The 25,173-nt window shown below is 41.5% G+C and carries 24 protein-coding genes and 3 tRNA genes; 15 read left to right on the forward strand and 12 right to left on the reverse strand.

Annotation, left to right across the window (positions count from 1 at the left end):
- Positions 1-163: 163 nt before the first annotated feature.
- From xerA to HHA41_RS01385, 5 genes are all read right to left on the reverse strand, one after another.
- Positions 164-1,078, reverse strand: coding sequence for a site-specific tyrosine recombinase/integron integrase (xerA, locus tag HHA41_RS01365; protein WP_168460179.1), 915 nt, complete (start codon positions 1,076-1,078; stop codon positions 164-166).
- Complete coding sequence (locus HHA41_RS01370; protein ID WP_168460181.1) at positions 1,078-1,704, reverse strand: alpha/beta fold hydrolase; 627 nt, start codon at positions 1,702-1,704, stop codon at positions 1,078-1,080. The genes xerA and HHA41_RS01370 overlap by 1 nt, the downstream gene beginning before the upstream one ends.
- A gap of 131 nt (positions 1,705-1,835) precedes the next feature.
- Entirely contained in the window at positions 1,836-2,681 is an 846-nt protein-coding gene (dapF, locus tag HHA41_RS01375) for a diaminopimelate epimerase (RefSeq protein WP_168460183.1), read from the reverse strand.
- Positions 2,682-2,693: 12 nt separating this feature from the next.
- Entirely contained in the window at positions 2,694-3,938 is a 1,245-nt protein-coding gene (gene lysA / locus HHA41_RS01380) for a diaminopimelate decarboxylase (RefSeq protein WP_168460185.1), read from the reverse strand.
- A gap of 24 nt (positions 3,939-3,962) precedes the next feature.
- Positions 3,963-4,202 (reverse strand): lipoprotein, encoded by a 240-nt coding sequence (locus HHA41_RS01385; RefSeq protein ID WP_168417744.1) that lies wholly within the window; start codon positions 4,200-4,202, stop codon positions 3,963-3,965.
- Between the two features lie 363 nt (positions 4,203-4,565).
- On the opposite strand from HHA41_RS01385, the gene HHA41_RS01390 reads away from it, so the two are divergent.
- The 3 genes from HHA41_RS01390 (at position 4,566) to HHA41_RS01400 (ending at position 8,574) form a co-directional block, all read left to right on the forward strand.
- Positions 4,566-5,921 carry a sodium:alanine symporter family protein gene (locus tag HHA41_RS01390; protein WP_154320921.1) on the forward strand — a complete coding sequence of 452 codons (1,356 nt, stop codon included), beginning with the start codon at positions 4,566-4,568 and terminating at the stop codon, positions 5,919-5,921.
- Positions 5,922-6,073: 152 nt separating this feature from the next.
- Positions 6,074-7,462 (forward strand): DNA repair protein RadA, encoded by a 1,389-nt coding sequence (radA, locus tag HHA41_RS01395; RefSeq protein ID WP_070154081.1) that lies wholly within the window; start codon positions 6,074-6,076, stop codon positions 7,460-7,462.
- 134 nt (positions 7,463-7,596) lie between these two features.
- Complete coding sequence (locus HHA41_RS01400) at positions 7,597-8,574, forward strand: TIM44-like domain-containing protein (protein WP_154320922.1); 978 nt, start codon at positions 7,597-7,599, stop codon at positions 8,572-8,574.
- A gap of 389 nt (positions 8,575-8,963) precedes the next feature.
- Here the strand turns inward: HHA41_RS01400 and HHA41_RS01405 are convergent, their stop codons facing one another.
- Positions 8,964-10,142, reverse strand: coding sequence for a trypsin-like peptidase domain-containing protein (locus tag HHA41_RS01405; protein WP_168460187.1), 1,179 nt, complete (start codon positions 10,140-10,142; stop codon positions 8,964-8,966).
- 165 nt (positions 10,143-10,307) lie between these two features.
- On the opposite strand from HHA41_RS01405, the gene HHA41_RS01410 reads away from it, so the two are divergent.
- The 7 genes from HHA41_RS01410 to HHA41_RS01440 all read left to right on the forward strand — a co-directional run bounded on the left by HHA41_RS01410 (position 10,308) and on the right by HHA41_RS01440 (position 13,385).
- Positions 10,308-11,066, forward strand: coding sequence for a Nif3-like dinuclear metal center hexameric protein (locus tag HHA41_RS01410; protein ID WP_168460189.1), 759 nt, complete (start codon positions 10,308-10,310; stop codon positions 11,064-11,066).
- Positions 11,067-11,246: 180 nt separating this feature from the next.
- On the forward strand, positions 11,247-11,873 hold the full coding sequence (locus HHA41_RS01415) for a superoxide dismutase (RefSeq protein WP_154320925.1): 627 nt from the start codon (positions 11,247-11,249) through the stop codon (positions 11,871-11,873).
- 146 nt (positions 11,874-12,019) lie between these two features.
- Positions 12,020-12,095 (forward strand) — tRNA-Asn (locus HHA41_RS01420).
- 6 nt (positions 12,096-12,101) lie between these two features.
- Positions 12,102-12,177 (forward strand) — tRNA-Asn (locus tag HHA41_RS01425).
- A 214-nt stretch (positions 12,178-12,391) separates the two neighbouring features.
- A complete protein-coding gene (locus HHA41_RS01430; RefSeq protein WP_168460192.1) occupies positions 12,392-12,694 on the forward strand; it encodes a hypothetical protein in 303 nt (100 codons plus the stop codon).
- A gap of 116 nt (positions 12,695-12,810) precedes the next feature.
- A tRNA-Asn gene (locus HHA41_RS01435) sits at positions 12,811-12,886 on the forward strand.
- A 55-nt stretch (positions 12,887-12,941) separates the two neighbouring features.
- A complete protein-coding gene (locus HHA41_RS01440) occupies positions 12,942-13,385 on the forward strand; it encodes a DUF2726 domain-containing protein (protein ID WP_168417741.1) in 444 nt (147 codons plus the stop codon).
- A gap of 13 nt (positions 13,386-13,398) precedes the next feature.
- On the opposite strand, the gene HHA41_RS01445 is transcribed toward HHA41_RS01440, so the two are convergent.
- From HHA41_RS01445 to glnA, 4 genes are all read right to left on the reverse strand, one after another.
- On the reverse strand, positions 13,399-13,656 hold the full coding sequence (locus HHA41_RS01445; protein WP_168460193.1) for a hypothetical protein: 258 nt from the start codon (positions 13,654-13,656) through the stop codon (positions 13,399-13,401).
- Positions 13,657-13,871: 215 nt separating this feature from the next.
- Positions 13,872-14,750 (reverse strand): 4-hydroxybenzoate octaprenyltransferase, encoded by an 879-nt coding sequence (gene ubiA / locus HHA41_RS01450; RefSeq protein ID WP_168417739.1) that lies wholly within the window; start codon positions 14,748-14,750, stop codon positions 13,872-13,874.
- Between the two features lie 14 nt (positions 14,751-14,764).
- Positions 14,765-15,253, reverse strand: a complete 489-nt coding sequence (locus HHA41_RS01455) for a chorismate lyase (protein WP_154320927.1) — start codon at positions 15,251-15,253, stop codon at positions 14,765-14,767.
- A 208-nt stretch (positions 15,254-15,461) separates the two neighbouring features.
- Positions 15,462-16,877, reverse strand: coding sequence for a type I glutamate--ammonia ligase (glnA, locus tag HHA41_RS01460; protein ID WP_171525199.1), 1,416 nt, complete (start codon positions 16,875-16,877; stop codon positions 15,462-15,464).
- Between the two features lie 895 nt (positions 16,878-17,772).
- Here glnA and HHA41_RS01465 point away from each other — a divergent pair.
- The 5 genes from HHA41_RS01465 (at position 17,773) to folE (ending at position 21,596) form a co-directional block, all read left to right on the forward strand.
- On the forward strand, positions 17,773-18,357 hold the full coding sequence (locus tag HHA41_RS01465) for an aminodeoxychorismate/anthranilate synthase component II (protein WP_168417738.1): 585 nt from the start codon (positions 17,773-17,775) through the stop codon (positions 18,355-18,357).
- 17 nt (positions 18,358-18,374) lie between these two features.
- The gene (gene trpD / locus HHA41_RS01470; RefSeq protein WP_168417737.1) at positions 18,375-19,421 is read left to right on the forward strand and encodes an anthranilate phosphoribosyltransferase; all 1,047 of its coding nucleotides are present in this window, start codon (positions 18,375-18,377) and stop codon (positions 19,419-19,421) included.
- A 21-nt stretch (positions 19,422-19,442) separates the two neighbouring features.
- Complete coding sequence (gene trpC / locus HHA41_RS01475; protein ID WP_168460197.1) at positions 19,443-20,249, forward strand: indole-3-glycerol phosphate synthase TrpC; 807 nt, start codon at positions 19,443-19,445, stop codon at positions 20,247-20,249.
- A gap of 15 nt (positions 20,250-20,264) precedes the next feature.
- Positions 20,265-20,954 carry a Smr/MutS family protein gene (locus HHA41_RS01480; RefSeq protein ID WP_168417735.1) on the forward strand — a complete coding sequence of 230 codons (690 nt, stop codon included), beginning with the start codon at positions 20,265-20,267 and terminating at the stop codon, positions 20,952-20,954.
- A 93-nt stretch (positions 20,955-21,047) separates the two neighbouring features.
- The gene (gene folE, locus HHA41_RS01485; RefSeq protein ID WP_171525204.1) at positions 21,048-21,596 is read left to right on the forward strand and encodes a GTP cyclohydrolase I FolE; all 549 of its coding nucleotides are present in this window, start codon (positions 21,048-21,050) and stop codon (positions 21,594-21,596) included.
- Positions 21,597-21,685: 89 nt separating this feature from the next.
- Here the strand turns inward: folE and HHA41_RS01490 are convergent, their stop codons facing one another.
- Both HHA41_RS01490 and HHA41_RS01495 read right to left on the reverse strand, forming a co-directional pair.
- A complete protein-coding gene (locus tag HHA41_RS01490) occupies positions 21,686-23,041 on the reverse strand; it encodes a diguanylate cyclase (RefSeq protein ID WP_168460215.1) in 1,356 nt (451 codons plus the stop codon).
- A 102-nt stretch (positions 23,042-23,143) separates the two neighbouring features.
- Entirely contained in the window at positions 23,144-25,093 is a 1,950-nt protein-coding gene (locus HHA41_RS01495) for a DUF4105 domain-containing protein (protein ID WP_168460201.1), read from the reverse strand.
- Between the last annotated feature and the right edge of the window lie 80 nt (positions 25,094-25,173).

The following is a 25,173-nucleotide window of genomic DNA, read 5'->3' on the forward strand; positions in this document are numbered from 1 at the left end:
CTGCATAACGCAAGTTTTTATTATTCTACAATAGTTGCAATGACATCTTAGTGAAAGCGCTCTTGCATTGCGACTTACATCCCAAATAAACGCATTTGCAAATTGTAAAGCCCTACCTATCACAAGCAAAAATAGTGCCTATTCACCTAAATTGTCGCAAAATTTACTTTTTATGGGCACGTGGATGCGCCTGATCATACACTTGTGCCAAATGGTCAAAATCGACATGGGTATAAATTTGTGTGGTACTTAAATTACTATGCCCTAGCATTTCTTGAACGGCGCGTATATCACCACTATTAGACAGCATATGACTGGCAAAACAATGCCGCAATAAGTGTGGATGTAAATCTACATTTACACCTGCACGCTGTGCCTGAAATTTTACCCGATTTTCAATTTGTCGTGCTTTTAAGGGTTCACCTTTTTGAGTAATGAATAACGCTGCATCTGGTACAAAATCGCCCTGCCAAAATGGGTAAATCTGTAGCCATTGCATCACTGCATCTTTGGCCTTACTGCCAAATGGCACAATTCGTGTTTTATTGCCTTTACCTGTAACGCGCAGCAATTGCCGATTAAAATCTAAATCCCGAATACGTAAACTCTGTACTTCTGCCAAACGTAAGCCACTTGAATAGAGCAATTCTAAAATTGCTTTATCCCGTCGCCACATCTGTTGTTGTACTTCAGTTTCAGGTTCAGGCTGATCTAATATTTGATTGATGGTTTCAATATCAACTAGACCCGGCAAAGGGCGTGGCTGACGCTTTAATTGAAAATCATCGACAGGGTTAAATTGTAGATACTGCCCTTGTCCAGCCCATTTCATAAACTGGCGAATGGCTGACAACATACGTTGCAAGCTACTGCCATTCAGCTGCTGCTGTTCTACTTTTTGCGCCAAATAATGTCTTAAATCAGATGCCTCGACATCCTGCAAGCTGAGCCCTTGCTGCTCGCAAAATGTAAAAAAATCGGTTAAATCACGTGCATAGGCTTTTAAAGTATGCGGTGACTGCTGCTGTATTTCTCGCTCTTTGAGCCACATACTGAGTAATTGCTGCGGATCGTACATTACTTAGGCTCCAATTGAGCGCCTAAATCCAACTGAGATAAATAAGCAGAGATATATTTGGCTGCCTGATCTGCGTGTTCTTCTATAAACAAATGATCACCGCCTTGAACAATTTTTAGCTCAGCTTGTGGGAGTTGTTGCTGCAAAAACTCACCTACCGCGATTGGACTAATGAGGTCTTGATCACCCCACAACAATAAGACTGGAATTTGAATCTTTGACAGTTCAGCCGTGTAATCGACCTTTGCCCCCACAAACCAGTCTGGATAATTCAAATATTGATTTTGATAAGCCTGTCGCCAATCTTCAAGCTGAAAACTACTCAAATCTATGCCACCTGATGTCGCAGCCAATACCAGTCCTTTAATTTTTTTTGGATATTGTAAGGCTGCAGCGACAGCAAAAATACCGCCCATCGACTGTGCAATTAAAACGCTATCAGCTGGAATCTGATCCAGCACATAAGTCTGTAGACTATCAAAATCATGTACAAATGGATGTGCAGGCTGATGTCCAAATTCTGGATAAGCCACAATGCTTGCATTTGACTGAGGCAGTTTTTCAATTAGAGGATGAAAAAATGCGGTATTGCCTGAAGCGCCTGGTAAAAAGATCAATTGCGGCATATAGCGTTGTAAATTTTTAGAATAACTTTTAATACAGCATACCCGAACAGTGCTACAAGATACAAAAAAAGCACTATTATAAAATAGTGCTTTTCAGCAGATTTATGACGCATGCCTATTCGAGTACGTCATCAACCTTGAAAATAACTTAAATCTAATCGACCATGGTAGACGTTTGCGGTTGGGCCTGTCATCCACACCACATCTCCCTCACGCCATTCAATTTGCAACTTGCCACCAGCCAGTTCAATTTCAACTGAATTGGCCAATAAGCCACGACGCATACCTGACACTGCTGCCGCACAGGCGCCTGTACCACAAGCCAAAGTTTCCCCTACGCCACGCTCAAAAACACGCAAACGTGCATGTTTTTCGTCAATAATTTGCATAAAGCCTGCATTAACACGCTGTGGGAAACGCTCGTGTGATTCCACTTGAGGGCCTATCCCTGCAACATCTGCAGTCAGAACATCAGGCACAATGGTCACAGCATGCGGGTTGCCCATATTCACCACATCAATGGTCAAAGCAGCACCCTCTTTTAAAGCGATGTCATATAAATTATCTGGTTTATCGGCAATAAAAGGAATCTCTTGCGGTAAGAATTTAGGATAGCCCATATTCACCCGCACCCAACCATTTTGACCAAGTTCAGGTTCTACAATACCCGCTTTGGTCTGCACCTTGATTTTGGTCTTGGTGGTCAACTGACGTTCATGCACAAAACGTGCAAAACAACGCACACCATTGCCACACTGCTCCACCTCAGAGCCATCGGCATTGAAAATGCGATATTTAAAATCCACATTCGGCAAATCAGGCGGTTCCACAATCAGCAATTGATCAAAACCAATGCCAAAGTGGCGATCTGCAAGGCGCTGAATCGTCAGTGCATCCAAATACGCCCGCTGGCTGATGAGATCAACCACCATGAAATCATTGCCTAAACCATGCATTTTGGTAAATTCTAATAACATCTCGAATTCCCCTTATGGCAATAAACGCTCTCTTTCCCACAAAGATTCAATGCTTTCACGTTCACGAATTAAGTGTGCCTGATCTGCATCGACCATCACTTCGGCCGCACGACCACGAGTGTTGTAGTTAGAGCTCATCACAAAACCGTATGCACCCGCACCCATCACGGCCAAAATGTCATTTTCAGCAATCGCCAATTCACGGTCTTTACCCAAGAAATCGCCTGTTTCACAGATTGCACCCACCACATCCCATGCTTTGCTTTCAACATCGGTACGTGGCGTCACTGACTGAATATCCATCCACGCTTCATACAATGCAGGGCGGATCAAGTCATTCATTGCCGCATCAATAATCGCAAAATTACGATGTGTGGTCGGTTTCAATAAATCAACCTTAGTCAGCAATACTCCCGCATTGGCAGAAATACTACGTCCTGGCTCCATATATACTTTAAGACCTAACTTTTCTAAAGCTGGGCGCAAAGCATTGGCATATTCTTCAACACTTGGTGGTGTTTCATCTTTATAGGTCACACCCAAACCACCGCCAATATCAATGTGTTTCAGTTGAATACCCATTTCTTTTAAGGTATCAATCATCACAATGACACGATCCAAAGCATCCACAAAAGGTTGTGTTTCGGTCAATTGCGAACCGATGTGACAGTCAATGCCAACAATATCCAAGTTTGGCAAAGATGCAGCATATTCATAGGTGCTATACACAGAATCGGATGGAATCCCGAATTTATTTTCTTTTAAACCTGTAGAAATATAAGGATGAGTTTTGGCATCTACATCTGGATTAACGCGTAATGAAATGGGCGCTTTCACATTCATTTGAGCCGCAACTTTTTGAATACGGTCTAATTCAGCATGTGATTCTACGTTAAAGCAGGCAATGCCCACTTCTAGTGCTTTTTGAATATCTGCTTCAGTTTTGCCTAAACCTGAAAATACAATTTTCGATGCATCACCACCTGCTTTGAGCACACGCGCCAACTCACCGCCTGTCACAATATCAAAGCCTGCGCCCAATTTAGCCAATACATTCAATACCGCAATATTCGAGTTCGACTTTACCGCAAAACAAATTTGATGGTCGATAAAGTGAAAAGCACGATCCATATCTAAATAATGTTTTTCAAAAGTTGCCTTTGAATAAACATAAAGTGGCGTGCCAAATTGCTGTGCGAGTTGTTGTAGCGAACATTGCTCGGCATGCAAAACCCCTTGAATACGGGTAAAACTCATGAATGTATCCTTTTCTAGAAAGCGTTAAGGTGTAGTCGATGTAGATGTTGCAGGTGAAGCAAACTGCTGTTGTACAGGTGCTGCCTGCTCAGAAGCTGTTTCAGATGGTTTAACACTTTGTGGTGCATGATCTGGATATAACAAATATTTTGCTCGTTTGTCATAGTTTGGATCATTGGGAAGCTGTAATGCCCCAGATTGACCACAACCGACCAAAAGTACTGTTGTGAATACAACACTCACGCAGCAAATGACTGTACGCATCTGACCACCTATAAAATATTTTCGATGAAGTATAACGTGATCACCGCTGTGACCAAAGTGCTAAAACACAGAGATTATCTTGAGCTTTGTAAAAATACCAGCAATCACAATATTTTTTCTACAGGCATTTATTCACCCTGTACAGTCAGTATTATTGCGACTTATGACACAGATAAAGTGAATTATATTTCAAGGCATCAATTGTCAAAATCCAAAAACTATGCAAAAAATAGGGCGTGCTTTAAACCACGTTCTTTTAACAGGAAGTTTTAAAGACTGGCATATCACTTGCTTAATTTTTACAACTGTTCAATTACAGCCAATTTTAAGCATTTATAACACTGCGTTTATAAGAAGAAATTTATGCAAAATTTACAATCGATCATGGAAACCTTAAGCGGCTGGGTCTGGGGTCCATATATGCTCATTCTCATTGTGGGAACGGGTGTTTTCCTTACCTTCCGTTTATTGTTCTGGCAATTCCGCATGCTGCCTCTGGCTTTTAAACAAGTCTTTTGCAAACATGATAAAGCTGAAAAAGAACCTGGCGATATTTCACATTTCGCCTCACTGATGACCGCACTCTCTGCCACCATTGGTACGGGGAATATTGCGGGTGTCGCAACTGCCTGTGTACTCGGTGGCCCAGGTGCCGTTTTCTGGATGTGGATGACTGCGCTATTTGGGATGGCAACCAAATACGGCGAAGGTGTACTGGCAGTTAAATATCGAATTAAAAATGAAAAAGGGCAAATGTCAGGTGGCCCAATGTACTACATTGAACGCGGACTAAAATGGAAATGGTTGGCGATTATCTTCGCTTTCTTTGGTACTGTTGCCTCATTTGGTATTGGCAGTTCGGTGCAGTCCAACACGGTAGCTTTGGCTGTACAAAATAGTATGGGCGTAGAAACCTGGATGACAGGTATAGTGATTACCGTATTTTCAGCGCTCGTCATTTTAGGTGGAATTACCTCTATTTCTAAAGCGTCTTCGGTGATTGTTCCAATTATGGCTATTCTGTATGTCGCAGGCGGCCTGATTATTATTTTAAACAACCTGCACCTCGTTGTTCCTGCATTTGAACTGATTTTACGTGATGCCTTTACTGGTGAAGCCGTTGCAGGTGGTGCAATTGGTGCCGTGATTCGTTACGGTGTGGCACGTGGTGTGTTCTCGAATGAAGCAGGTATGGGTTCTGCGCCAATTGCCGCTGCGGCAGCCAAGACCGACCACCCTGCCCGTCAAGGCTTAGTGTCTATGACAGGTACATTTATTGACACCATTATTGTTTGTAGCATTACAGGTATTGTTTTAGTCATGGGCTTTATTATGGCCGACAATAGTTTTGGCGGTGCAACAGGTGCAGTACTCACCACACAAGTCTTTGACCAGTTATTACCTGGTTTCGGTGGCTGGGTGGTAACTTTCGGGATCATCTTCTTTGCCTACTCCACTATTTTAGGTTGGAGCTACTATGGCGAAAAATGCTGTACTTATTTATTTGGCGAAAAATACGTGTTGATTTACCGCCTGATTTATATTGCTTCGGTGTTCATTGGTACCATCGCGACACTCGATCTCGTTTGGTTATTTGCCGATACCTTTAACGGTTTAATGGCTGTTCCGAACCTGATTGCCTTATTATTACTGTCTGGTGTGATTGCCAAAGAATCTAAGGACTTTATTGCCAAACGCAAATCTGGCGAGTTGTATTAAGCCTTAGCTACAAATGTAATTTCATCCTTACCCATCATACAATCACCATTGTGGTTGTATGATTTTCCTTGAAAGATCAAGATAACATTCATTTCCCCGCCTTTACTCTGTATGCTGTAGCCAGTTTTCAAATAAATACAACGACTGGACTTATGGCAAAAGTAAAAAGTGTCTATCGCTGTGAACAATGTGGCGCAGATCATCCTAAATGGGCAGGACAATGCTCGGAATGTGGCGAGTGGAACTCGCTGAATGAAGTGAGTATTGCACCTGCAGTCACGCATCGTGCCCAACCCAAAATGGGCGGTGGCTATGCAGGACAAGCTGCAGCAATTACTACATTAAACAAAGTATCTGTTTCGCATGAAACCAGACTAACCACAGGCATTGGTGAGTTTGACCGTGTATTGGGTGGTGGTTTGGTTACAGGTTCGGTGGTGCTCATTGGTGGTGACCCAGGTATCGGTAAATCGACCATTTTGCTGCAAACTGCAACTCACATGGCTGCGGCCAACAACACCGCCTTATATATCACGGGTGAAGAATCGCTTTCACAAGTGGCATTACGTGCTCAACGCTTAGACTTACCCACAGATCAGCTCAAAGTCATGGCAGAGACCTGTGTTGAACGTATTTGCGAAGTGCTTGCGCATGAACGCCCTGCTGTGGCTGTTTTAGACTCAATTCAAACTTTATATACCGAAACGTTGCAATCTGCACCAGGTGGCGTTTCACAAATTCGTGAATCGGCGGCACTTCTAACTCGCTTTGCAAAAAACAGTGGCACAGCACTCTTTATTGTGGGTCACGTGACCAAAGAAGGCGCTTTGGCAGGGCCACGCGTCTTGGAACACATGGTCGATTGTGTCCTATATTTTGAAGGTCAGTCAGACTCTCGTTACCGTATGATTCGGGCCGTCAAAAACCGTTTTGGCGCAGTGAATGAGCTGGGTGTTTTTGGCATGACCGATAAAGGCTTACGTGAAGTCGCCAATCCATCAGCGATATTTTTAAGTCGTTATGATGAAGCAATCCCAGGTTCGATTGTCATGATTAGCCGCGAAGGTACACGTCCCCTTTTGGTTGAAGTACAAGCCTTGGTGGATGATGCACATGGTCAACCTAGACGTGTAGCTTTAGGTTTGGAGCAAAACCGTCTGAATATGTTGTTGGCGGTCATGCATCGACATGGTGGTGTGCAAACCTCAGGGCAAGACGTGTATGTAAATGTGGTTGGTGGTTTAAAAATTACCGAAACAGGCTCTGACCTTGCAGTATTGCTGGCCTGTGCTTCGAGCTTACGAGGCAAAGCCCTACCACAACAATTGGCTGTTTTTGGTGAGGTCGGTTTGTCGGGCGAAATCCGCCCTGTGCCTAATGGTCAAGAACGCTTAAAAGAAGCCATTAAGCATGGCTTTAAATACATTATTGTGCCTCGTGGCAATGCACCACAAAAAGCCATTGCAGGTGTGCAAATTATTGCGGTAGCTCGTTTGCATGAAGCTTTAAGTGAAGCCATGAGTTTAAGTGAAAATCTCTAAAGACTTTTTAGCCGTATTCACTTCACTATGTATTTCTCAACATTTGTAGAAAAAATACCGATTTTATATTGAAATTCGTAGCAAATGCCTGCATAAATACACAGCTTAACTTTATTTTAATATAGGAAAATTTGATGGAAGTTCGACAGCGTGGTTTGATTGCAGCAATGCTTACAGCGACCTTATTGGTAGCACCGTTGGCAGCAGAAGCAAAACGTGCAGGTGGCGGTAAAAGTCATGGTATGAGCCGTTCTGCAGCCCCAACTCAGTCTTACCAACAACCTCGCCAAACAACGCCAGCACAACAACCTGCTCCTGCTCAGCAAAAATCTGGCCCAGGCGTAGGTGGTATGGTTGCAGCAGGTGTTGCTGGTGCAGCGATTGGTGCTGTTGCTGCGAATGCTTTGGCAGATGACCAAGCCAGTGCAGCCGAAGCACAAGAGGAAAAAGGTGGTATTCCAAGCTGGATTTGGATTTTACTCGCTGCTGCTGTCGCCTTCTTCATTTTCCGTAAGATGGGCGCAAAAAAAAAACTAACGCCTAACCCGTATGCGCCAAACAGCGGTGCCAATCAGGCACCGTTTGCGCAAACTCCAGCAAATGCTGCTCCGCGTAACGACAACACCAATATTTTTGGTCAGTCTGTAGGTGGTTCTGCAGCTGCAACACAAGCTCCTTTTAGCCAAGCAGCAAATAACAATGCTCCTTTCGGCACAGCTTATACCAACAGTGGCAATCAATTGCCTGATGGTTCTGAGCCTGCCGCTTTCTTACGTGTTGCACGTCAGCGTTTTAACCATATTCAGTCTATGAATACGGCAAGCAATATTGCAGAAATTCAGCGTTATTTAACACCTGATTTATATCAGTCAATGTATCAAGATATTATGGCGAACCAAGACCAAGATGTAGCAGAGTTTTCTAACTTGAATGCAATGGTGGTCGATTCAGCAACTGAAAATGGTCAATATGTAGTGAGTGTACGCTTTACTGGTACGGTCAGCGAAGACCTGAACAGCCTACCGCAGCCATTTACAGAAATCTGGCACTTTGTAAAACCTGCAGGTTCAAACCAAGACTGGTTAGTGGCAGGTATTCAACAAGAGCAATAATTTCAAAATAATTTAAAACAGCGGTCTAGGCCGCTGTTTTTTATATCTATCTTTTATCAGACAGAGCTTCTATTCAAAAACTTCTTTGCAATTTTGCTCTCTCTTTTATTCTTATCCAGCATAAATTAAAGAAAAACCTAGTAGTTAAGAGAATGCAGCTTTGATACTGAATAAACATATTAAACAGGACTTCAATATCTTCTAGGTTCTGCTCTGGATTGAAGCAGGACAACATCTTGATATTTACAGATAAACCCATAAACTTAAATACAGCATCGCTTCGATTTATACAAAAGTGAATACATTTAGGCGATGTAGCAACTTCTATTGGATTCCTACCACAAAAAAGCCCTGCTACTGGCAGGGCTTTTTTACGGATGATCAATACATTATTCAGGCAATGGAATAAATTGCTTATCTGAATTTTGTACTTTTCGTTCACCTACAGCGACCTGTAAATCTAGTGCCTCTTCACCACGCTCTACCGATACCGTGACTGTGCTGTTTGGTGCTTGTGCTGCCACATAATTAATTAAATGCGAAGTTGATGTAATCGCTTCATTATTTACTTTCAGAATTTTATCACCACGTTTTAAACCAGCTTCTGCAGCTGGGCCACCACGCAGTACATCTGCAACCACTACACCACCTTGTGCAGGCTCTAAAATATTGTCTTGCTCTACAGGCAATAAACTAATACCTAACCACCCACGAACCACACGTCCATCTTTTAAAATAGAGTTTAAAACTTGCTGACACACCTGCGCAGGAATCGCAAAACCAATCCCCAATGATCCACCCGATTGCGAGAAAATTGCAGTATTTACCCCAATTAAATTCCCTGCCACATCAATCAATGCACCACCAGAGTTACCTGGGTTAATTGCCGCATCGGTTTGAATAAAGTCTTCATAGGTATTAATGCCTAAATCAGAACGACCTGTGGCAGAAATAATCCCCTGAGTCACCGTTTGCCCTACCCCAAACGGATTGCCAATCGCAAGAACTACATCGCCAACTTCATTACCACTGAGTTTAAATGGCAAGACTGGCAATTTTTCTAACTCAATTTTAATTACCGCCAAGTCCGTATCTGGGTCAGTACCAACAACTTTTGCCTCAGCACGACGACCATCATGCAATGCCACCACAATTTGTTCTGCCTGCGCAATCACATGGTTATTTGTCAAAATATAACCGTCTGGACGAACAATTACCCCAGAACCCAAACTGTTTTCATTTGGACCTTGCTTAAATTGATCGGGTAACTGGTTACCAAAAAACTCACGAAACGCAGGGTCATTCAGTAATGGATGATCCAACTGTTTGACTTTTTGTGTGGTAAAAATATTCACCACTGCTGGCGCAGCCACTTTTACCGCAGCACTGTACGACACTACCCCACCTGTGCGTGTCGTATCAATCAAAGGCTCTATTTTTTCGGCAGGCATTTTTACACCATCAGTTGCTACAGGTGCTTTCGGTTTTTGTAATTGTTGCCAAGTGACAAAGCCAATAATGACCAGAATGAGTAACACCCAAGGTAACCAGGTAAAGCTCCGGCGCACGTTTTGTACCTCTAAATAAATTTTTTGATGATTAAGTTATTGAATGCACTATTGTAAAACGAAACATACCTAGAAACATAAAAAAGCCGAAGAGTTTTGTCTTGCTTTAGTTACAATACAAAATATGTTTTGATGTAAATGAAAAATCTGCAATTTGAGAGAGTTATGGCGCAATTAAAAGACATTATTCAATGGTGTGATCAAACTTTAAGTACGCATGAATTTAAAGATTATGCACCTAATGGATTACAAATTGAAGGTAAGCCTGAAGTGCATAAAATTTTATGCGCAGTCACTGCGTCGCAAGATGCAATTGATGCCGCAATTGCCCAAAATGCAGACTTACTTTTGGTGCATCATGGCTATTTCTGGAAAGGTGAAGCCTACCCGATTACAGGTATGCGTGGTAAACGCATTAAAAGTTTAATCCAGCATGACATTTCTTTGGTCGGCTATCATTTACCGCTAGATTCACATCCAAGTCTAGGCAATAACGCTGCCATTGCAGAACTTTTACAATTAGAAAATCTGCAAGCATTAGACCCAAGTGAACGTCATCCTATTGGTAATATTGGTTTTCTACAACAAGCCATGAGTGCAACAGAATTTCGCGACTATTTAACAGCACGTTTAGGTTTTAATACGATTCATCTTCCTGCTGAAAAAAACCACATTCAAAAAGTCGGGTTCTGCACAGGTGCAGCACAAGATTTTATTAGCAAAGCGGCAGAACAAGGCTGTGATGCATTTATCTCGGGTGAAGTCAGTGAGCGAACCTTTTACGAAGCTAAAGAATTAGGCGTGCATTATTACGCTTGCGGACACCATGCAACTGAGCGTTATGGCGTGCAACGTCTCGCAAAAGCTATTTCAGAACAGTTTAATATTGAGTATAGTTATTTCGAATTAAATAATCCGATTTAATGCCCTGTTGCACCTTATAGTTTCACATAAACGACATCTGTGTTTGACATGGTCTTTAGATGTATACATTCGGGTCTTATTCTGTATTGTTATTTATACACAATGCGCAATTTGGCTTGAAATCTATTACAATAGAGCCACTTAATGTTAAAACCCAGCAAAATGCAAGGAATTGAAAACATGACAACGATTACTTTACCGGCTTTACCATACGGTTATGAAGATCTTGCTCCGCACATCAGCAAAGAAACTTTAGAATACCACCACGACAAGCACCACAATACTTATGTGGTAAATCTAAACAACCTAATCGCAGGTACAGAACTTGAAGGTAAAACTTTAGACGAAATCATCAAAGCTACTGCGGGTGATGCAGCTAAAGCTGGCGTATTCAACAATGCTGCACAAGTTTGGAACCACACGTTCTACTGGAACTGTATGGCGAAAAATGGTGGTGGTAAAGCGACTGGTGCTTTGGCTGCTAAAATTGACGAAGCTTTCGGTTCTTACGAAAAATTTGCTGAAGAATTTGCTGCTGCTGCAACCACTCAATTTGGTTCAGGTTGGGCTTGGTTAGTTGCAGACGAAGTGAATGGTAAACTTTCTATCCTTAAAACCTCAAACGCTGACACTCCAATGGCGCACGGCAAAGTTGCAGTATTAACAATTGACGTTTGGGAACACGCTTACTACATCGACTTCCGTAACGCACGTCCTGCTTACATCAAAACTTTCTTAGAAAGCCTAGTGAACTGGGACTATGCAAATGCTAAATATGCTGGTCAAGACGCTGGTGTAGAAAAATAATTTTTATTTTTCTATAGAAAAACTGCTCTTTATGGGCAGTTTTTTTATTTTTGGGCATCAAATGCATATTTATAAAGCAAACAATGCATTTATGATGCTGAACGTGTTGACGACTTTAACTTTCATCCCTAAAATGCCCCTCAGATTCTCCAATAGCTCAGTCGGTAGAGCGACGGACTGTTAATCCGCAGGTCCCTGGTTCGAGCCCAGGTTGGAGAGCCAATCTATTCTCCCATAGCTCAGTCGGTAGAGCGACGGACTGTTAATCCGCAGGTCCCTGGTTCGAGCCCAGGTGGGAGAGCCAAGATTCTTAAAAGCCCACGCATCATAACGTGGGCTTTTTTTATGTGCTTTCAATCAGGATCATCGCAACAAAAAAAATGGCCAAGCCAAATCCAAAGATTCATCAGCAAGCATCACTACAATAACATAAGCTGTAAAGAGCTTTAGTCGACACTTGTGAGCAATACTTTTTTTCGCTAACTTAAATCATCTACAACAATAAAATTTGAAAACCCATGCAAGCACCCTGGTTAAAATCACTTATTTTTTGGGCCATTCTTATTGTGGTGATTTTTGCAATTTTCCAATGTACGCAAAAATCTGAAAGCAATAAAACTGCTGCTGCGCTCATGTACGAACGTCTATATCAATGCAGTCGAGATTTACCTACCCATAAGCAAGCCACTTTAAAACAAATACAAAGTCAGATCAAAACCGACATGACGCAACAAGAGATGCTGAAATTAATACAAGCCTGCCGTCAAGCCAATCCGCTACAATCACGTGAAGATTATATAAAAGCGATTCGGTCACTTTAAAGTGCTATAAAACTGGCTAGGCGCTTATTTTTAAAGCAATTAATCTGCTTTTTAACGCTTTTTTTTCAATTCTGACTTGACCCCAACCAGTTAGACACATAGAATGCCTGTCAGATTCTCCCATAGCTCAGTCGGTAGAGCGACGGACTGTTAATCCGCAGGTCCCTGGTTCGAGCCCAGGTGGGAGAGCCAAATTCTAAAAACCCACTCCATTTGAGTGGGTTTTTTTATGGCTGTGGATTTTCACGTGTTTACATCAAGTCAATCGACCTTCTTTGTGATTGGATGCCTTGCCAGTGTCGCACTGCTATTTTTACTGGTACAGCAATTATTTTTTCCCAAGAAAAAATTTTATCCCAAACCGATCATGACTGCCTTTGAGCGCAGAATGTTTATGCGCTTAAAACAGGCTTTTCCTGAGCATCATGTACTGGCACAAGTAGCTTTTAGCGCCTTAATCACCAACACTCATTATAAAATTCGTGCGCTCTTTAACCGCAAAGTGACTGATTTTGTAATTTTAAATGCTGAGCTGCAAGTCATCGCAATTGTAGAGCTAGATGACCCCTCGCATATTGGTAAAGAACAGGAAGATGCTGAACGTGATGCAATGTTCCATGAAGCGGGCTATCGTGTTGTCCGATACACCGAAATTCCGAGTATCAGACAACTACAACAAGATTTAAATTAAAATACCCGTAGTGTTAAGGCGCAACTTCTGAAGCCGCTTCAGTTTGACTCGCCTGCTGCGCTTGTTTTTCTGCAGCTTCACGCGCTTCAATGCGGGCAATCATTTCAGCTTGTTGTTGTTTATATTTTTCCTGATTTTTAGCATCACTATTCACAGCAAGAAATGCCATGCTGACTAAGAAAATAGGAATCAGCAAACCTAGACTGGCCAAGAGAATCATCTTTTTTAAACTTGGCTTTTTTTCAAGTGATTGCTGTTCAGACCGTGACATGGCGTTTTCCTACTTCAAACTCATCAAAATGATGCTCAATATAACAAAATCACTTGCATGCACAAAATTTTTATCTTTCATCCGTATGCACGCTTACCTATTCATCACGATACAAGTTCAATCATTCCAAAACCAACCAGCCTTAGAGTTCGCAATAAAAAGCATCTGAGCAACAATCAACTCAGATGCTTTTTAGATGACTTAAGTGAAAGTATTTACATTAAAGCCAGCACGATACCAACAAAAATAATCAGCCCGACCCAACGGTTATGACGAAATGCCCAAAAACAGCGTTGCGGGTCTTTATCTTTGGTTTTGCTCCATTGATATATAAAGTCTGCCACCACCACCAATAATGCAGCTAAGCCGAATGGAATCAGTAAACTTTCCAGCCACAGTGCTGTACCAATTAATAACACACTGACAGCCTGTAACAATGAAATGATTTGAATGTCATAACGACCAAACAAAATTGCGGTAGATTTCACCCCAATTTTTAAATCGTATTCTCGGTCTGTAATGGCATATTGCGTGTCATACGCTACCGTCCATGCCAAATTACCAAAGTACAGTAACCAACACGTTAAATCAGGTGTAACCCCAACAGCGGTATAAGCCATAGGGATAGACCATGAAAATGCTGCACCCAAAAACACTTGCGGTAAATGGGTATAGCGCTTCATAAACGGATAAATAAACGCTAAGAATAATGCCCCAAACGACCAGTAAAACGTTTCAATCGGTAAAAACAACAACATAGCAGCACTGAGTGCCACTAAACCTAAGAATACATAAATGGCCTCTTTGGCACTAATCACGCCTGTGGCCAAAGGTCGGGTTTTGGTACGCTCCACATGACCATCTACTTTACGGTCGGCGAAGTCATTAATGGCACAGCCTGCAGCACGCATAAAAATTGTGCCCAGAATCATTGGAATAAGTATTCCTATAGAAGGCATCCCCTGATTGGCAATCCACAATGCCCACATAGTTGGCCAAAAGACTAATTCGGTGCCAATAGGTTTATCAAAACGACACAGATAATAATATGCTTCTAAACGCTCACGCCACGTGATCTGTTGTGCCAATGCCATGCCACTCTCGTATCTTAATGTTGTTGAATGAATTGCTCAAAGCGCGGTAAAAAAGTTTCTTGCACAATAAATTTACAGCCATGCCAAGTATAGCAACTCTGCCGTGTCCAGCCCTCTTCCAGTAACACCACACGTCTTTGGCATAAAGGATTCGTGCGCTGAAACAAAAACCAGCCAATCGGTTTATTGCCAATATGCTTAAACAATCGAGCTTTGCCCTGCACACTTAGAATTGGGAAAATACTTTTGGCTTTAACCCAAGGCTCTGCATCACAGCCATATAAATAGCTTTCACGCACCCATGAAGTGTGCCAATGTGGCATTTGCATCCACTGAGCATCTTGTAAATTTAAGCGTTGATAAGATTGTTGCAGCGGCTCGACTTTAAAGTGTCCGCCTGCTAATTGGGTCAGTTGTTGAGTCAGAGAACCTGCTGCATAGAGCCATGTTTTTAATTCAGAAGGCAAATCTGCCTGCTTGGGAAAAATAGGCTGTGTTCGCATGTTCCGCCACCTTAACAAGATAGCCTAGTGTAGCCCAAAATCAGGCAAAGTTTTGTGACCTATCGCTCAATTCAATGCAATTATCTTAAAAAATCAGGTGAATTCTTATATTTTGATAAAGACTATGAAAGCACCACTGCACTAATCAATCAAGTACACATCAAAAAACCCGCCGAAGCGGGTTTTTAAATTCGAGATGTGCGTTGTATTACAAGCTGTAGTACATATCAAATTCAACTGGGTGGGTCGTCGTGTTCAAACGGCGTACCTCTTCAGTTTTCAACTCGATATAAGCATCAAGCATCTCTTTAGTGAATACACCACCTTTTAATAAATAGTCTTGATCTTCTTTTAATGCATCAAGCGCCATTTCTAAGTTGTGTGCCACAGTTGGGATTTTTGCTTCTTCTTCAGGAGGAAGATCATACAAGTTCTTGTCTGCTGCTTCACCTGGGTGAATCTTGTTTTGAATACCGTCAAGACCTGCCATCAACAATGCCGCAAAACCTAAGTATGGGTTCATCATTGGGTCAGGGAAACGTGCTTCAATACGTTTGCCTTTCGGGCTAGACACGTAAGGAATACGGATAGACGCAGAACGGTTACGTGCTGAGTAAGCCAACATAATAGGCGCTTCAAAGTGCGGTACTAAACGCTTGTATGAGTTTGTAGAAGGGTTAGTTAACGCATTCAAAGAGCGAGCATGTTTGATAATACCGCCAATGAAGTACAACGCCATTTCTGACAAACCTGCATATTCATCGCCAGCAAACAAGTTTTTACCGTCTTTAGAAATTGACATGTGTACGTGCATGCCTGAACCGTTATCACCAACCATTGGTTTAGGCATAAAGGTTGCTGTTTTTGCGTACTGATGTGCTACGTTCCAAACTGCATATTTGAACTGTTGCACTTCGTCTGCTTTACGCACCATTGTGTTGAAGCTCACACCAATTTCTAACTGGCAAGAAGCAACTTCGTGGTGATGTACTTCTACACGACCAGGACCCATGATTTCTTCAATTTTTGCACACATATCTGCACGCATGTCTTGAGAAGAGTCTACTGGTGGTACTGGGAAGTAACCGCCTTTCACACGTGGACGGTGACCTGAGTTACCTGCTTCATAGTCTTTACCTGTAGACCATGCTGCTTCTTCTGCGATTAATGTATGGCGCGCGCCAGACATATCGATGTCCCATTTTACTTCGTCAAATACGAAGAATTCTGGTTCAGGACCAAAGAAAGCCGTGTCACCAATACCTGTAGATTTTAAATATTCTTCAGCACGGCGAGCAATAGAGCGTGGATCGCGATCATAGCCTTGACCTGTAGATGGTTCGATGACATCACAAGTCACAACCACTGTTGGCTCAGCAAAGAACGGGTCAATGAAACCAGTTGCAGCATCTGGGCGTAAGATCATGTCTGATGCTTCGATTCCTTTCCAGCCAGCAATTGAAGAACCATCAAACATTTTACCGTCTTCAAAAGTATCTTCATCGATACTGTCTGCAGGATAAGTTACGTGCTGCTCTTTACCCTTAGTATCTGTAAAGCGGAAATCGACCCATTTTGCACCACTTTCTTGGATGAGTTGAAGGACCTTGTTCGCCATGCTCATTTTGCTCCGATGTTTTTTGTTGCACCCGAAAATGCGTGTTAGTAGTTGGTAGTTATTAAGCAATTAGCGTACCAACTTTTAAAAGCAATGCTAAAACCATGAATTCCGTATGAGAACACATCATTTAAATAATTTACTTTGACGCTATTATACTGTTAGAAATACGAATTGCACCATATTCAAACACTGTTCATTTGTTTTGATAAAAAACGCCAAAACAAAGCACTATTTTAGTGCATTTTTTGTAAGCTTCTGCAACTGTGCCACTAAAAACACTAGCCAAACTCGCTCAATTTGCGGCAGTAATTGTTCTGATCTATATAATGATTGCTCTATCTAATAAATTGCGTGCTGCAAATGTTGTTATTTTATTCAGCTAAAATAACAACATACTTTAAAAATTATAAACCCACCTAATTTCAAAGCCACATCCACTTTAAAGCAGCATAGCAAGCAGCAATATTTTCTTTGACGTTTTTAAAGTTTTAGTTGGCTTAGCCTTTCAATATTTACGCATAGAAGATGCAACTTTTTAGCGCAACAACAATCTTATCGGTACAGTCATATAGTTTGTAGCCTGTCTATGACAGCCCGATGAACAATTTTTGATTTCCTAGAAAATTGCTTTCGTTTATTTTCTTAAAAGATTGAATACCCCTCAATTCACCTTGAAAAAAATTCAATGCAGTACTCTGCTGATAATCCTTAACAGCGATTATCATATAAATAGTCCGCAGAAAATGCTTATTTTTTGCTATGATGATAAGCGCTTTCTTATTCCATCTTCTTTTCGACAAGAAAAACAAAGTCCTTTCTCATTTATAGGCGTAGGAATAAAGCACATTATCTCAGACTCTTTAACACTTAGAGTGTTTAATTTTCAATAGGTTAGCTCATGCTTTTGATGATCGACAACTATGACTCTTTTACCTATAACATCGTCCAATATTTTGGCGAGTTAAATCAGGAAGTAAAAGTCGTTCGTAATGATGCCGTGACATTAGAAGACATTGAGCGATGGCAACCCAAGTATTTAGTGATTGGTCCAGGTCCATGTTCTCCCTCTGAAGCAGGTATTTCTATTCCTGCCATTCAGCATTTTGCAGGCAAAATTCCATTACTGGGCGTGTGCTTAGGCCACCAAAGTATTGGACAAGCTTTTGGTGGAAACATTGTGCGCGCTAAAACTGTCATGCATGGTCGTTTGTCGGATATGTATCACAGCAATACAGGTATTTTTAGCAACCTGCCTTCACCATTTTCTGCAACCCGTTACCACTCTTTAGTGATTGATCAGGCGACTTTGCCTGATTGTTTAGAGGTCACTTGCTGGACCAACGAAGCAGATGGCTCGATGGAAGAAATCATGGGTGTGAAACATAAGACTTTGCCTGTAGAAGGCGTGCAATTTCACCCTGAATCGATCCTGAGCCAACACGGACATCAAATCTTTAAAAACTTTTTGGACATTTACGCCTAATGAACGAGTCAAATACCATGAATATTCAACAAGCTTTAAACCACATTACTAAACAAATTCATCTGACTCAGCCACAAATGGAAGATGTGATGCGTGCCATCATGTCGGGCGAAGCAACTGATGCCCAAATTGGTGCGTTAATGATGGGCTTACGCTTAAAAGGCGAAAGTATTGATGAAATTACTGCTGCTGCACGTGTGATGCGCGAATTTGCCATTAAAATTGATGTCAGCGATATTCCGTATTTGGTGGATATTGTTGGTACAGGCGGTGATGGTCAAAACCTATTTAATGTGTCTACAGCATCTTCCTTTGTCATTGCTGCTGCAGGCGCAACTATTGCCAAACACGGTAACCGTGGTGTTTCCACGAAATCAGGTTCATCTGACCTATTAGAACAAGCAGGCATTAATCTTGATTTAAATATGCAACAAACTGAACGCTGTATTCGTGAAATGGGCGTGGGTTTCTTGTTTGCACCAAATCATCACAAAGCCATGAAATATGCGGTGACTCCACGTAAAGAATTGGGGATTCGCAGCATTTTCAACCTGCTTGGCCCACTGACTAACCCTGCAGGTGTGAAGCGTTTCGTGATTGGCGTATTCAGTAATGAATTGTGCCGTCCAATTGCAGAAGTGATGAAGCAGCTCGGTGCTGAACATGTCATGGTCGTGCATTCTAAAGACGGTTTAGACGAAATTAGCCTTGCTTCGAGTACTTATGTTGCAGAACTCAAAGATGGTGAAATTACCGAATGGGAACTCACACCTGAAAGTGTTGGTATTGAATCTCAAACCTTAACGGGGCTGATTGTAGAGAACTCTGCTGAAAGCTTGGCACTGATTAAAGATGCTTTAGGTAAAAACAAGTCTGACAAAGGCGAAAAAGCGGCCAATATGATTGCTCTCAATGCAGGTGCAGGTATTTATGTATCAGGCTTGACCAACAGCTACCAACAAGGTGTGGCTTTGGCACATGACATTATTTATGGTGGACAAGCTTTGGAAAAAATGGGCGTGTTGTCTGAATTTACCAAAACGCTTAAACAGTATGAAGCTTAAGACAGGTTAGGAAGAATCATCATGGTTGATATTACAAATACAATTTTAGGTAAAATTGTAGAACGTAAGCAGGAAGAATTTGCCGAGCGTCTGAAGCAACGTAGTTATGCAGACTTAGAAGAATTGGCACGTGCAGCAACACCTGTACGTGGCTTTGCACAAGCCTTGCACAGCAAACGCCCTGCTGTAATTGCCGAAATTAAAAAAGCGTCTCCATCTAAAGGCATCATTCGTGAAAATTTCAATCCTGCCGAAATTGCACAACAATATGAAGCCGCAGGTGCTGCCTGCTTATCTGTACTCACAGATATAGATTTCTTTCAGGGTGCAGATGAAAATATTCAAATTGCCCGTTCGCACTGCAGCCTACCTGCCCTGCGCAAAGACTTTTTAATTGACCCTTATGGCGTGATTGAAGCGCGTGCTTTGCATGCGGACTGTATTTTGCTCATTGTGTCTTGTTTGTCCGATCAGCAATTGCAAGAAATGTCTGAAACGGCGTTTGAACATCATTTAGATGTGTTGGTAGAAGTGCATGATGAAAGCGAACTCGAACGTGCACTAAAACTGTCTGAACGCTGTATTTTAGGGGTCAATAACCGCGATTTAAAAACCTTTCAGGTCGATTTAAATAACTCATTGCGTTTAAAAAATCTTTTACCTCCTTCTCGCCTTTTGGTTACAGAAAGTGGTATTGCGACTCCTGAAGATGTACGCATGATGCAGGAACACGATATTCACAGTTTCTTGGTAGGCGAAAGCTTTATGAAACAAGAACGTCCAGACCTTGCCTTTCAGGCACTGTTTGGTCAGCCTGAAAATCTTTAATTCATTCAAAGTACCATGAGTAAACATGATTCCTCGCTTTCTAAAGAACAGTACAAGCTACTGAAGTCTTTTAAAAAGCAAATCACTCAGCCACATTCTTCTCCTATTGCCAAATCGTCTGAACCCAAAGTTCAGACGCCTGAGCAACAGCAGGAAGATGATTTGGCGTTGTTTCATCAGCAAATGCAAGGTGTCCAAAAAATGGATGCTGGCAATATTGCTAAACTTGAAACACCTGCCAGAAGAAAACCTGATGCACAAACACTGGCCAAACGTGCTGCAGCGATGGGACCAATGGAAACAGATGAAACTTTGCTGTCCGATACACAAGCCATGCTGAATCCAGTTGGCAGTCAAGCTGCATTGAGTTATCGGATCGCAACCCTGCAACATAAAGTCTTTGAAGATTTAAAAGCAGGTAACTTACGCTGGTTTGAAGCTGTAGATTTACATGGCTGTACCGTAGAAGAAGCACGAGTTGCAGTGCTGCAAATCATTCAAATGGCCAAAGATGAAAACCAGAACGTGATTAAAATTGTACATGGTAAAGGCCCTGAAGCCATTTTAAAAACCTATGTGAATGGTTGGCTGCGTCAGCATCGAGATGTTTTGGCTTTTGTCAGTGCGCCTGAAAAACAAGGTGGTACAGGTGCTGTTTTAGTGTTGCTTAAACGCAGTGAAAAGAACCCAAAGTTTAAACAGTAATCGGATTCATCTTTTAAACAGGGCATTGCAATAGTTTTCTGTTACAATGCCGTCCTTGTTCAATATCAGTGTAAGTGAACACGTCTTATGTCTATGCAGCAATCCTACGCAAACATCCTAACCGCCGTTGGTGAAGATCTTAATCGTCCAGGTCTCAAAGATACGCCGATGCGTGCTGCTAAAGCTTTTTCGTATTTAACTTCGGGTTATAGCCAAACTTTAGCCGAAGTCACCAATAATGCAGTGTTTCCATCCGACAATCGTGAAATGGTATTGGTTAAAAATATTGAGTTCTACTCACTATGTGAACACCATTTATTGCCATTTTATGGTCGTGTGCATATTGCCTATTTGCCAGAAGGCAATGTATTGGGATTGTCTAAATTTGCCCGCATTACCGAAATGTTTGCTCGTCGTTTGCAAATTCAGGAAAACCTGACTCAGCAAATTGCTGAAGCTATAGCTGAAGTAACCAAAGCTCGAGGAGTTGCTGTAGTCATTGATTCAGCCCACATGTGCATGATGATGCGCGGTGTAGGCAAACAGGAATCAACCACACGTACCGTGTCTTTTGTGGGAGATTTTAAAACCGACAAAGAAGCACGTCGTGAGTTTTTAAGTGCAGTACCTGAAAGTTTTTAAATTGTGTTTGCTCTAAATAGATCAAGCCTACATAAAAAAATCCCGAAATTGATTTCGGGATTTTTGCATTTTAGTGTCTAGCTATATGTTTAGCCCATATAAACATTATTACGTCCATTATTTTTGGCGACATACAATGCTTTATCTACTGCATCTAGGAACCGTTGATAGTCTGGGTGACCATCATATTCATGTACCCCAATACTTACCGTGAAATTAAAACTCGCCCCAGTAGAAGTATTGACCGTTCTGTCCGCAACTCGTTTACGAATATTTTCAGCAACTTTTAAAGCTCGCTCTACATTGGTATCGACCTGTAAAAGTAAAAACTCTTCACCGCCAATACGGAATGCATAATCACTGCCCTTGGTATATTGCAAAATAGAATCTGCCAAAAATTGTAAGGCTTCATCTCCAGCTGCATGTCCATAATGATCATTAATATATTTAAAATGGTCAGCATCTATGGAAAGTACGGTCAGCGGTGTATTATTTTTACGCGCAAAGTTAATTTCACGCGCCACAATGGTACTTAAGTAACGTCTATTCAGTAACTGAGTTAAAGCATCATTCCCCGAGTTGATATATTCTGAGACCTGAAAAATTTGATCAATCAAATGTAAAATTTCACGGTTTTTAGCGCGGATCAACTGAATCATTTCGACTGCATGTGATTGGCTTTCAGAACTCTTGATTTGTTCAATTAATTCATCAACTTGATAGATACGATCGGTAATTGTACCGACCTGCTCAGTATTGGAAAATGCATAAGCAGCTTTATGAATAAACCATAAACCAAATTCAGTTTTAGATAAAATTGGCTGTGTCAGCTTGCTGTGGTCTGATACAACCTGAAACATGAGCTCATTTTCCCAATCCAATAATGTACCGCGCTGACGATCTTTTTGCACGGTAACATCCTGCATTGCAGAAAATAAGCGGTAGGTATGTTTCATATCATTATGAACTTCTACTTTAAGTTCATAAGAACGACACATAATTTCGGTGGCAAAACACAGAATTTGGCACAAATAATTAATTTGGTTTAAATTGGTATAAGGCTCATTGGCCAAAAAAGTTAAGGCCTTTTTGATAATGATGCGCACACCACGAAGAATCATCCAAGATGGAATATGCACACGCGCATGCACATCACCCACTTTAAATTGCTTTTCAACAATTTCTAAATAATTTTGTTTGAATGGTACTTCAAAACTAGATACTAACCATTGATGTAATGAGTTTTTTAAACGGTTTTGTACCATTTCGACGGAAAGAAACTCTAAAGCTTGTTCTTCCAATAACATTTGTTGATAAAATTCAAGTACAAAAGCATCAGCATGGGTTTGAACGAACTGAAATGTAGCTTCTAAATCAGCTTGACTATATTGCTCACAAACGATTTTCCACTGATCTGCCAGTTCACGCTTACACTCTTGATACATCCCAACCATCCAACTGCCATCTAAACGCTCAAATTCTAACGAATTTGAAGGATAACTCAATTAAATTTTATCTAAACGCGAACAATGTCACATTAAGCCAATTTAGAAAAAATGCACATAACCCAAACTAGTCTTATCCCAGTTCTTTTTGTCTTGTTGCTGATATTCCCACCCCAAACGTAAAACATGTTGTGGATGAAACATATATTGAAACTGACTATTCAATTTAAATTGCCATTGATGTGAATCTTCCCAATACGGCAATTCCACTTGAACAAGGCTATTAATACGTTTTGACCAGATATTTTGACAACCCAGTGTCGGGCCAATGCCCACGCGCCAGCCTTTATCTAAAGCCTTTCCAGCTTGAATATGATTCTGCACTTGTGCATAACATAAATGCTCACGCGTCTGACTAGCCAAACTATAGCCAAACTGGGTCTTGATGCTCATCACGCCATGCTGCTCAGTTTCACTAAAAGTTCCGTGTGAATTCAATGCTTCTTGCTGCCAACCAAAATTAAAGCCCCAACTGAGCGGTGTTTTAAATGGCGTGACTGGGTTATAAGAGTTCACCGAAAGTACATCTAACTGATTCAGTTTTAAACGCTCTTCACGGTATTGTAAGGATAGGTCTAAGAAATTCAGCTGCGTCCCTGTACGAAAACCGCCTTGTGGGTCGAGTAAATCATGGTACGCCTGACGATGGTTCAATTCGATAAAGTGCTCCCCTTGCACCTCGCCTGTGTGTACCGCAACAGTTCGTGCATCGTGCCCCTGTACAGGATCAACCTGAGGGCGCGGAGCATCCTGACGTTGTTTTTCTAAATTGATGTGACTTCTTAAACTTAGAATTTGTCTAAGCCGTGGCTGTGCCTGTTTAGCTTCAATTTTGCGTCCAATCAGTTTTAGGTATAAATCGTCATAGGCCATTTCTAAAATTTTAGCCCGATCGCTTTGGCTGTAATTTTTCAAAATTGAAGCAACATTCTGAGGTTCTGCTTCAGCCACTTGATGCGCTGTTTTTGCCAAAGCCGTACCATGCTGTCGAGCTTGTGCCAATAACTGGGTTTCCAAAGCAGGACGATAAACTACATCGGCAACTAAGTTTTCCTGTTCTATAGCTTTCAACGTTTCAATTGGGATAGATGCCACTTTAAATTGTTGTTGTAAATTCAGTTCAGGGCGTACCAGATCAATTAACCCTAGTAAACGATAGGCGCAATTATCACTAATAAAATAATAAGGGAATTGCACATGCTTCATTTCCCAAATGTGCTGCACTAAAAATGTGGTTTCTTGTTCATTCAGTGCCAGTTCATATTCCCATAAATCACGGCTTTCTAAATCGCCATATTCTTTTACTTTACGGTAATACGGCATTAATGAATATTCACCTGGATACTGCCCTGTAAGCCCTTTCCACGCATAAGACCAACCTTCACTGCCAGTGACGGTTGCTGCATAATTCACGGCATAGGATATAAGATTTAATTGTTTTTGATCTTTCGGGTCCAAGCGCAATAAGGTATGCCCAAACATAGAACTTGGATTGCCCATAAAGTCTGTGGCATAAATCAGCACTGCTTTATAGGGCTTAATTTGCCCAATCCATTCATCCAATTCAGGGCATTGCACCTGTGCTAAGTCCTGTTGAGGAATATTTAATTGTTCAATCAGCCAACGACTGCGTGCAGGAAATTTACACTGCACCGATTGATTGGCAGGCGCTATTTCAAATAATGCCTGCACATTGCGAAGTAACTCTTGGTCTAAATTGCTTCCACCTTGTTCTGACACAAAATAGCCCGCATATTGCACTTCACTTTTGCCTTGCTGCGCATACATTAAGCGCTGCCAAGTCACCTGTTCTGCTAAGTGCAAATCTTTGGCTTTTTGCACATAATTGCTTGCAGATGTGGCTAAAGTTTCAGCCCTTTGTGCCACAGAACTTGGAGAAAGTTGTTGAGTCAGGCTGGTTGATATTTCAGAAGATAAAGCAAAAACCGTAGGAGATAAAAAAGCAGCAGTACACAAGACAAAAAATTTCATGGACATCTTATATGTTTTTTATAGGCAAATTTGAATTTCAACATTGTATTTGGGTATAAAAAAGCCCTGCAATTACACAG

The sequence above is a fragment of the Acinetobacter sp. A1 genome, from assembly GCF_012371315.1.
GTDB lineage: Bacteria > Pseudomonadota > Gammaproteobacteria > Pseudomonadales > Moraxellaceae > Acinetobacter.

What these genes read in the sequence shown, in the direction of transcription:
- xerA (WP_168460179.1), bottom strand. Translation starts at nt 1,078, where the DNA reads ATGTACGATCCGCAGCAATTACTCAGTATGTGGCTCAAAGAGCGAGAA.
- HHA41_RS01370 (WP_168460181.1), bottom strand. Translation starts at nt 1,704, where the DNA reads ATGCCGCAATTGATCTTTTTACCAGGCGCTTCAGGCAATACCGCATTT.
- dapF (WP_168460183.1), bottom strand. Translation starts at nt 2,681, where the DNA reads ATGTTATTAGAATTTACCAAAATGCATGGTTTAGGCAATGATTTCATG.
- lysA (WP_168460185.1), bottom strand. Translation starts at nt 3,938, where the DNA reads ATGAGTTTTACCCGTATTCAAGGGGTTTTGCATGCCGAGCAATGTTCG.
- HHA41_RS01385 (WP_168417744.1), bottom strand. Translation starts at nt 4,202, where the DNA reads ATGCGTACAGTCATTTGCTGCGTGAGTGTTGTATTCACAACAGTACTT.
- HHA41_RS01390 (WP_154320921.1), top strand. Translation starts at nt 4,566, where the DNA reads ATGCAAAATTTACAATCGATCATGGAAACCTTAAGCGGCTGGGTCTGG.
- radA (WP_070154081.1), top strand. Translation starts at nt 6,074, where the DNA reads ATGGCAAAAGTAAAAAGTGTCTATCGCTGTGAACAATGTGGCGCAGAT.
- HHA41_RS01400 (WP_154320922.1), top strand. Translation starts at nt 7,597, where the DNA reads ATGGAAGTTCGACAGCGTGGTTTGATTGCAGCAATGCTTACAGCGACC.
- HHA41_RS01410 (WP_168460189.1), top strand. Translation starts at nt 10,308, where the DNA reads ATGGCGCAATTAAAAGACATTATTCAATGGTGTGATCAAACTTTAAGT.
- HHA41_RS01415 (WP_154320925.1), top strand. Translation starts at nt 11,247, where the DNA reads ATGACAACGATTACTTTACCGGCTTTACCATACGGTTATGAAGATCTT.
- HHA41_RS01430 (WP_168460192.1), top strand. Translation starts at nt 12,392, where the DNA reads ATGCAAGCACCCTGGTTAAAATCACTTATTTTTTGGGCCATTCTTATT.
- HHA41_RS01445 (WP_168460193.1), bottom strand. Translation starts at nt 13,656, where the DNA reads ATGTCACGGTCTGAACAGCAATCACTTGAAAAAAAGCCAAGTTTAAAA.
- ubiA (WP_168417739.1), bottom strand. Translation starts at nt 14,750, where the DNA reads ATGGCATTGGCACAACAGATCACGTGGCGTGAGCGTTTAGAAGCATAT.
- HHA41_RS01455 (WP_154320927.1), bottom strand. Translation starts at nt 15,253, where the DNA reads ATGCGAACACAGCCTATTTTTCCCAAGCAGGCAGATTTGCCTTCTGAA.
- glnA (WP_171525199.1), bottom strand. Translation starts at nt 16,877, where the DNA reads ATGAGCATGGCGAACAAGGTCCTTCAACTCATCCAAGAAAGTGGTGCA.
- HHA41_RS01465 (WP_168417738.1), top strand. Translation starts at nt 17,773, where the DNA reads ATGCTTTTGATGATCGACAACTATGACTCTTTTACCTATAACATCGTC.
- trpD (WP_168417737.1), top strand. Translation starts at nt 18,375, where the DNA reads ATGAATATTCAACAAGCTTTAAACCACATTACTAAACAAATTCATCTG.
- trpC (WP_168460197.1), top strand. Translation starts at nt 19,443, where the DNA reads ATGGTTGATATTACAAATACAATTTTAGGTAAAATTGTAGAACGTAAG.
- HHA41_RS01480 (WP_168417735.1), top strand. Translation starts at nt 20,265, where the DNA reads ATGAGTAAACATGATTCCTCGCTTTCTAAAGAACAGTACAAGCTACTG.
- folE (WP_171525204.1), top strand. Translation starts at nt 21,048, where the DNA reads ATGCAGCAATCCTACGCAAACATCCTAACCGCCGTTGGTGAAGATCTT.
- HHA41_RS01490 (WP_168460215.1), bottom strand. Translation starts at nt 23,041, where the DNA reads ATGTATCAAGAGTGTAAGCGTGAACTGGCAGATCAGTGGAAAATCGTT.
- HHA41_RS01495 (WP_168460201.1), bottom strand. Translation starts at nt 25,093, where the DNA reads ATGAAATTTTTTGTCTTGTGTACTGCTGCTTTTTTATCTCCTACGGTT.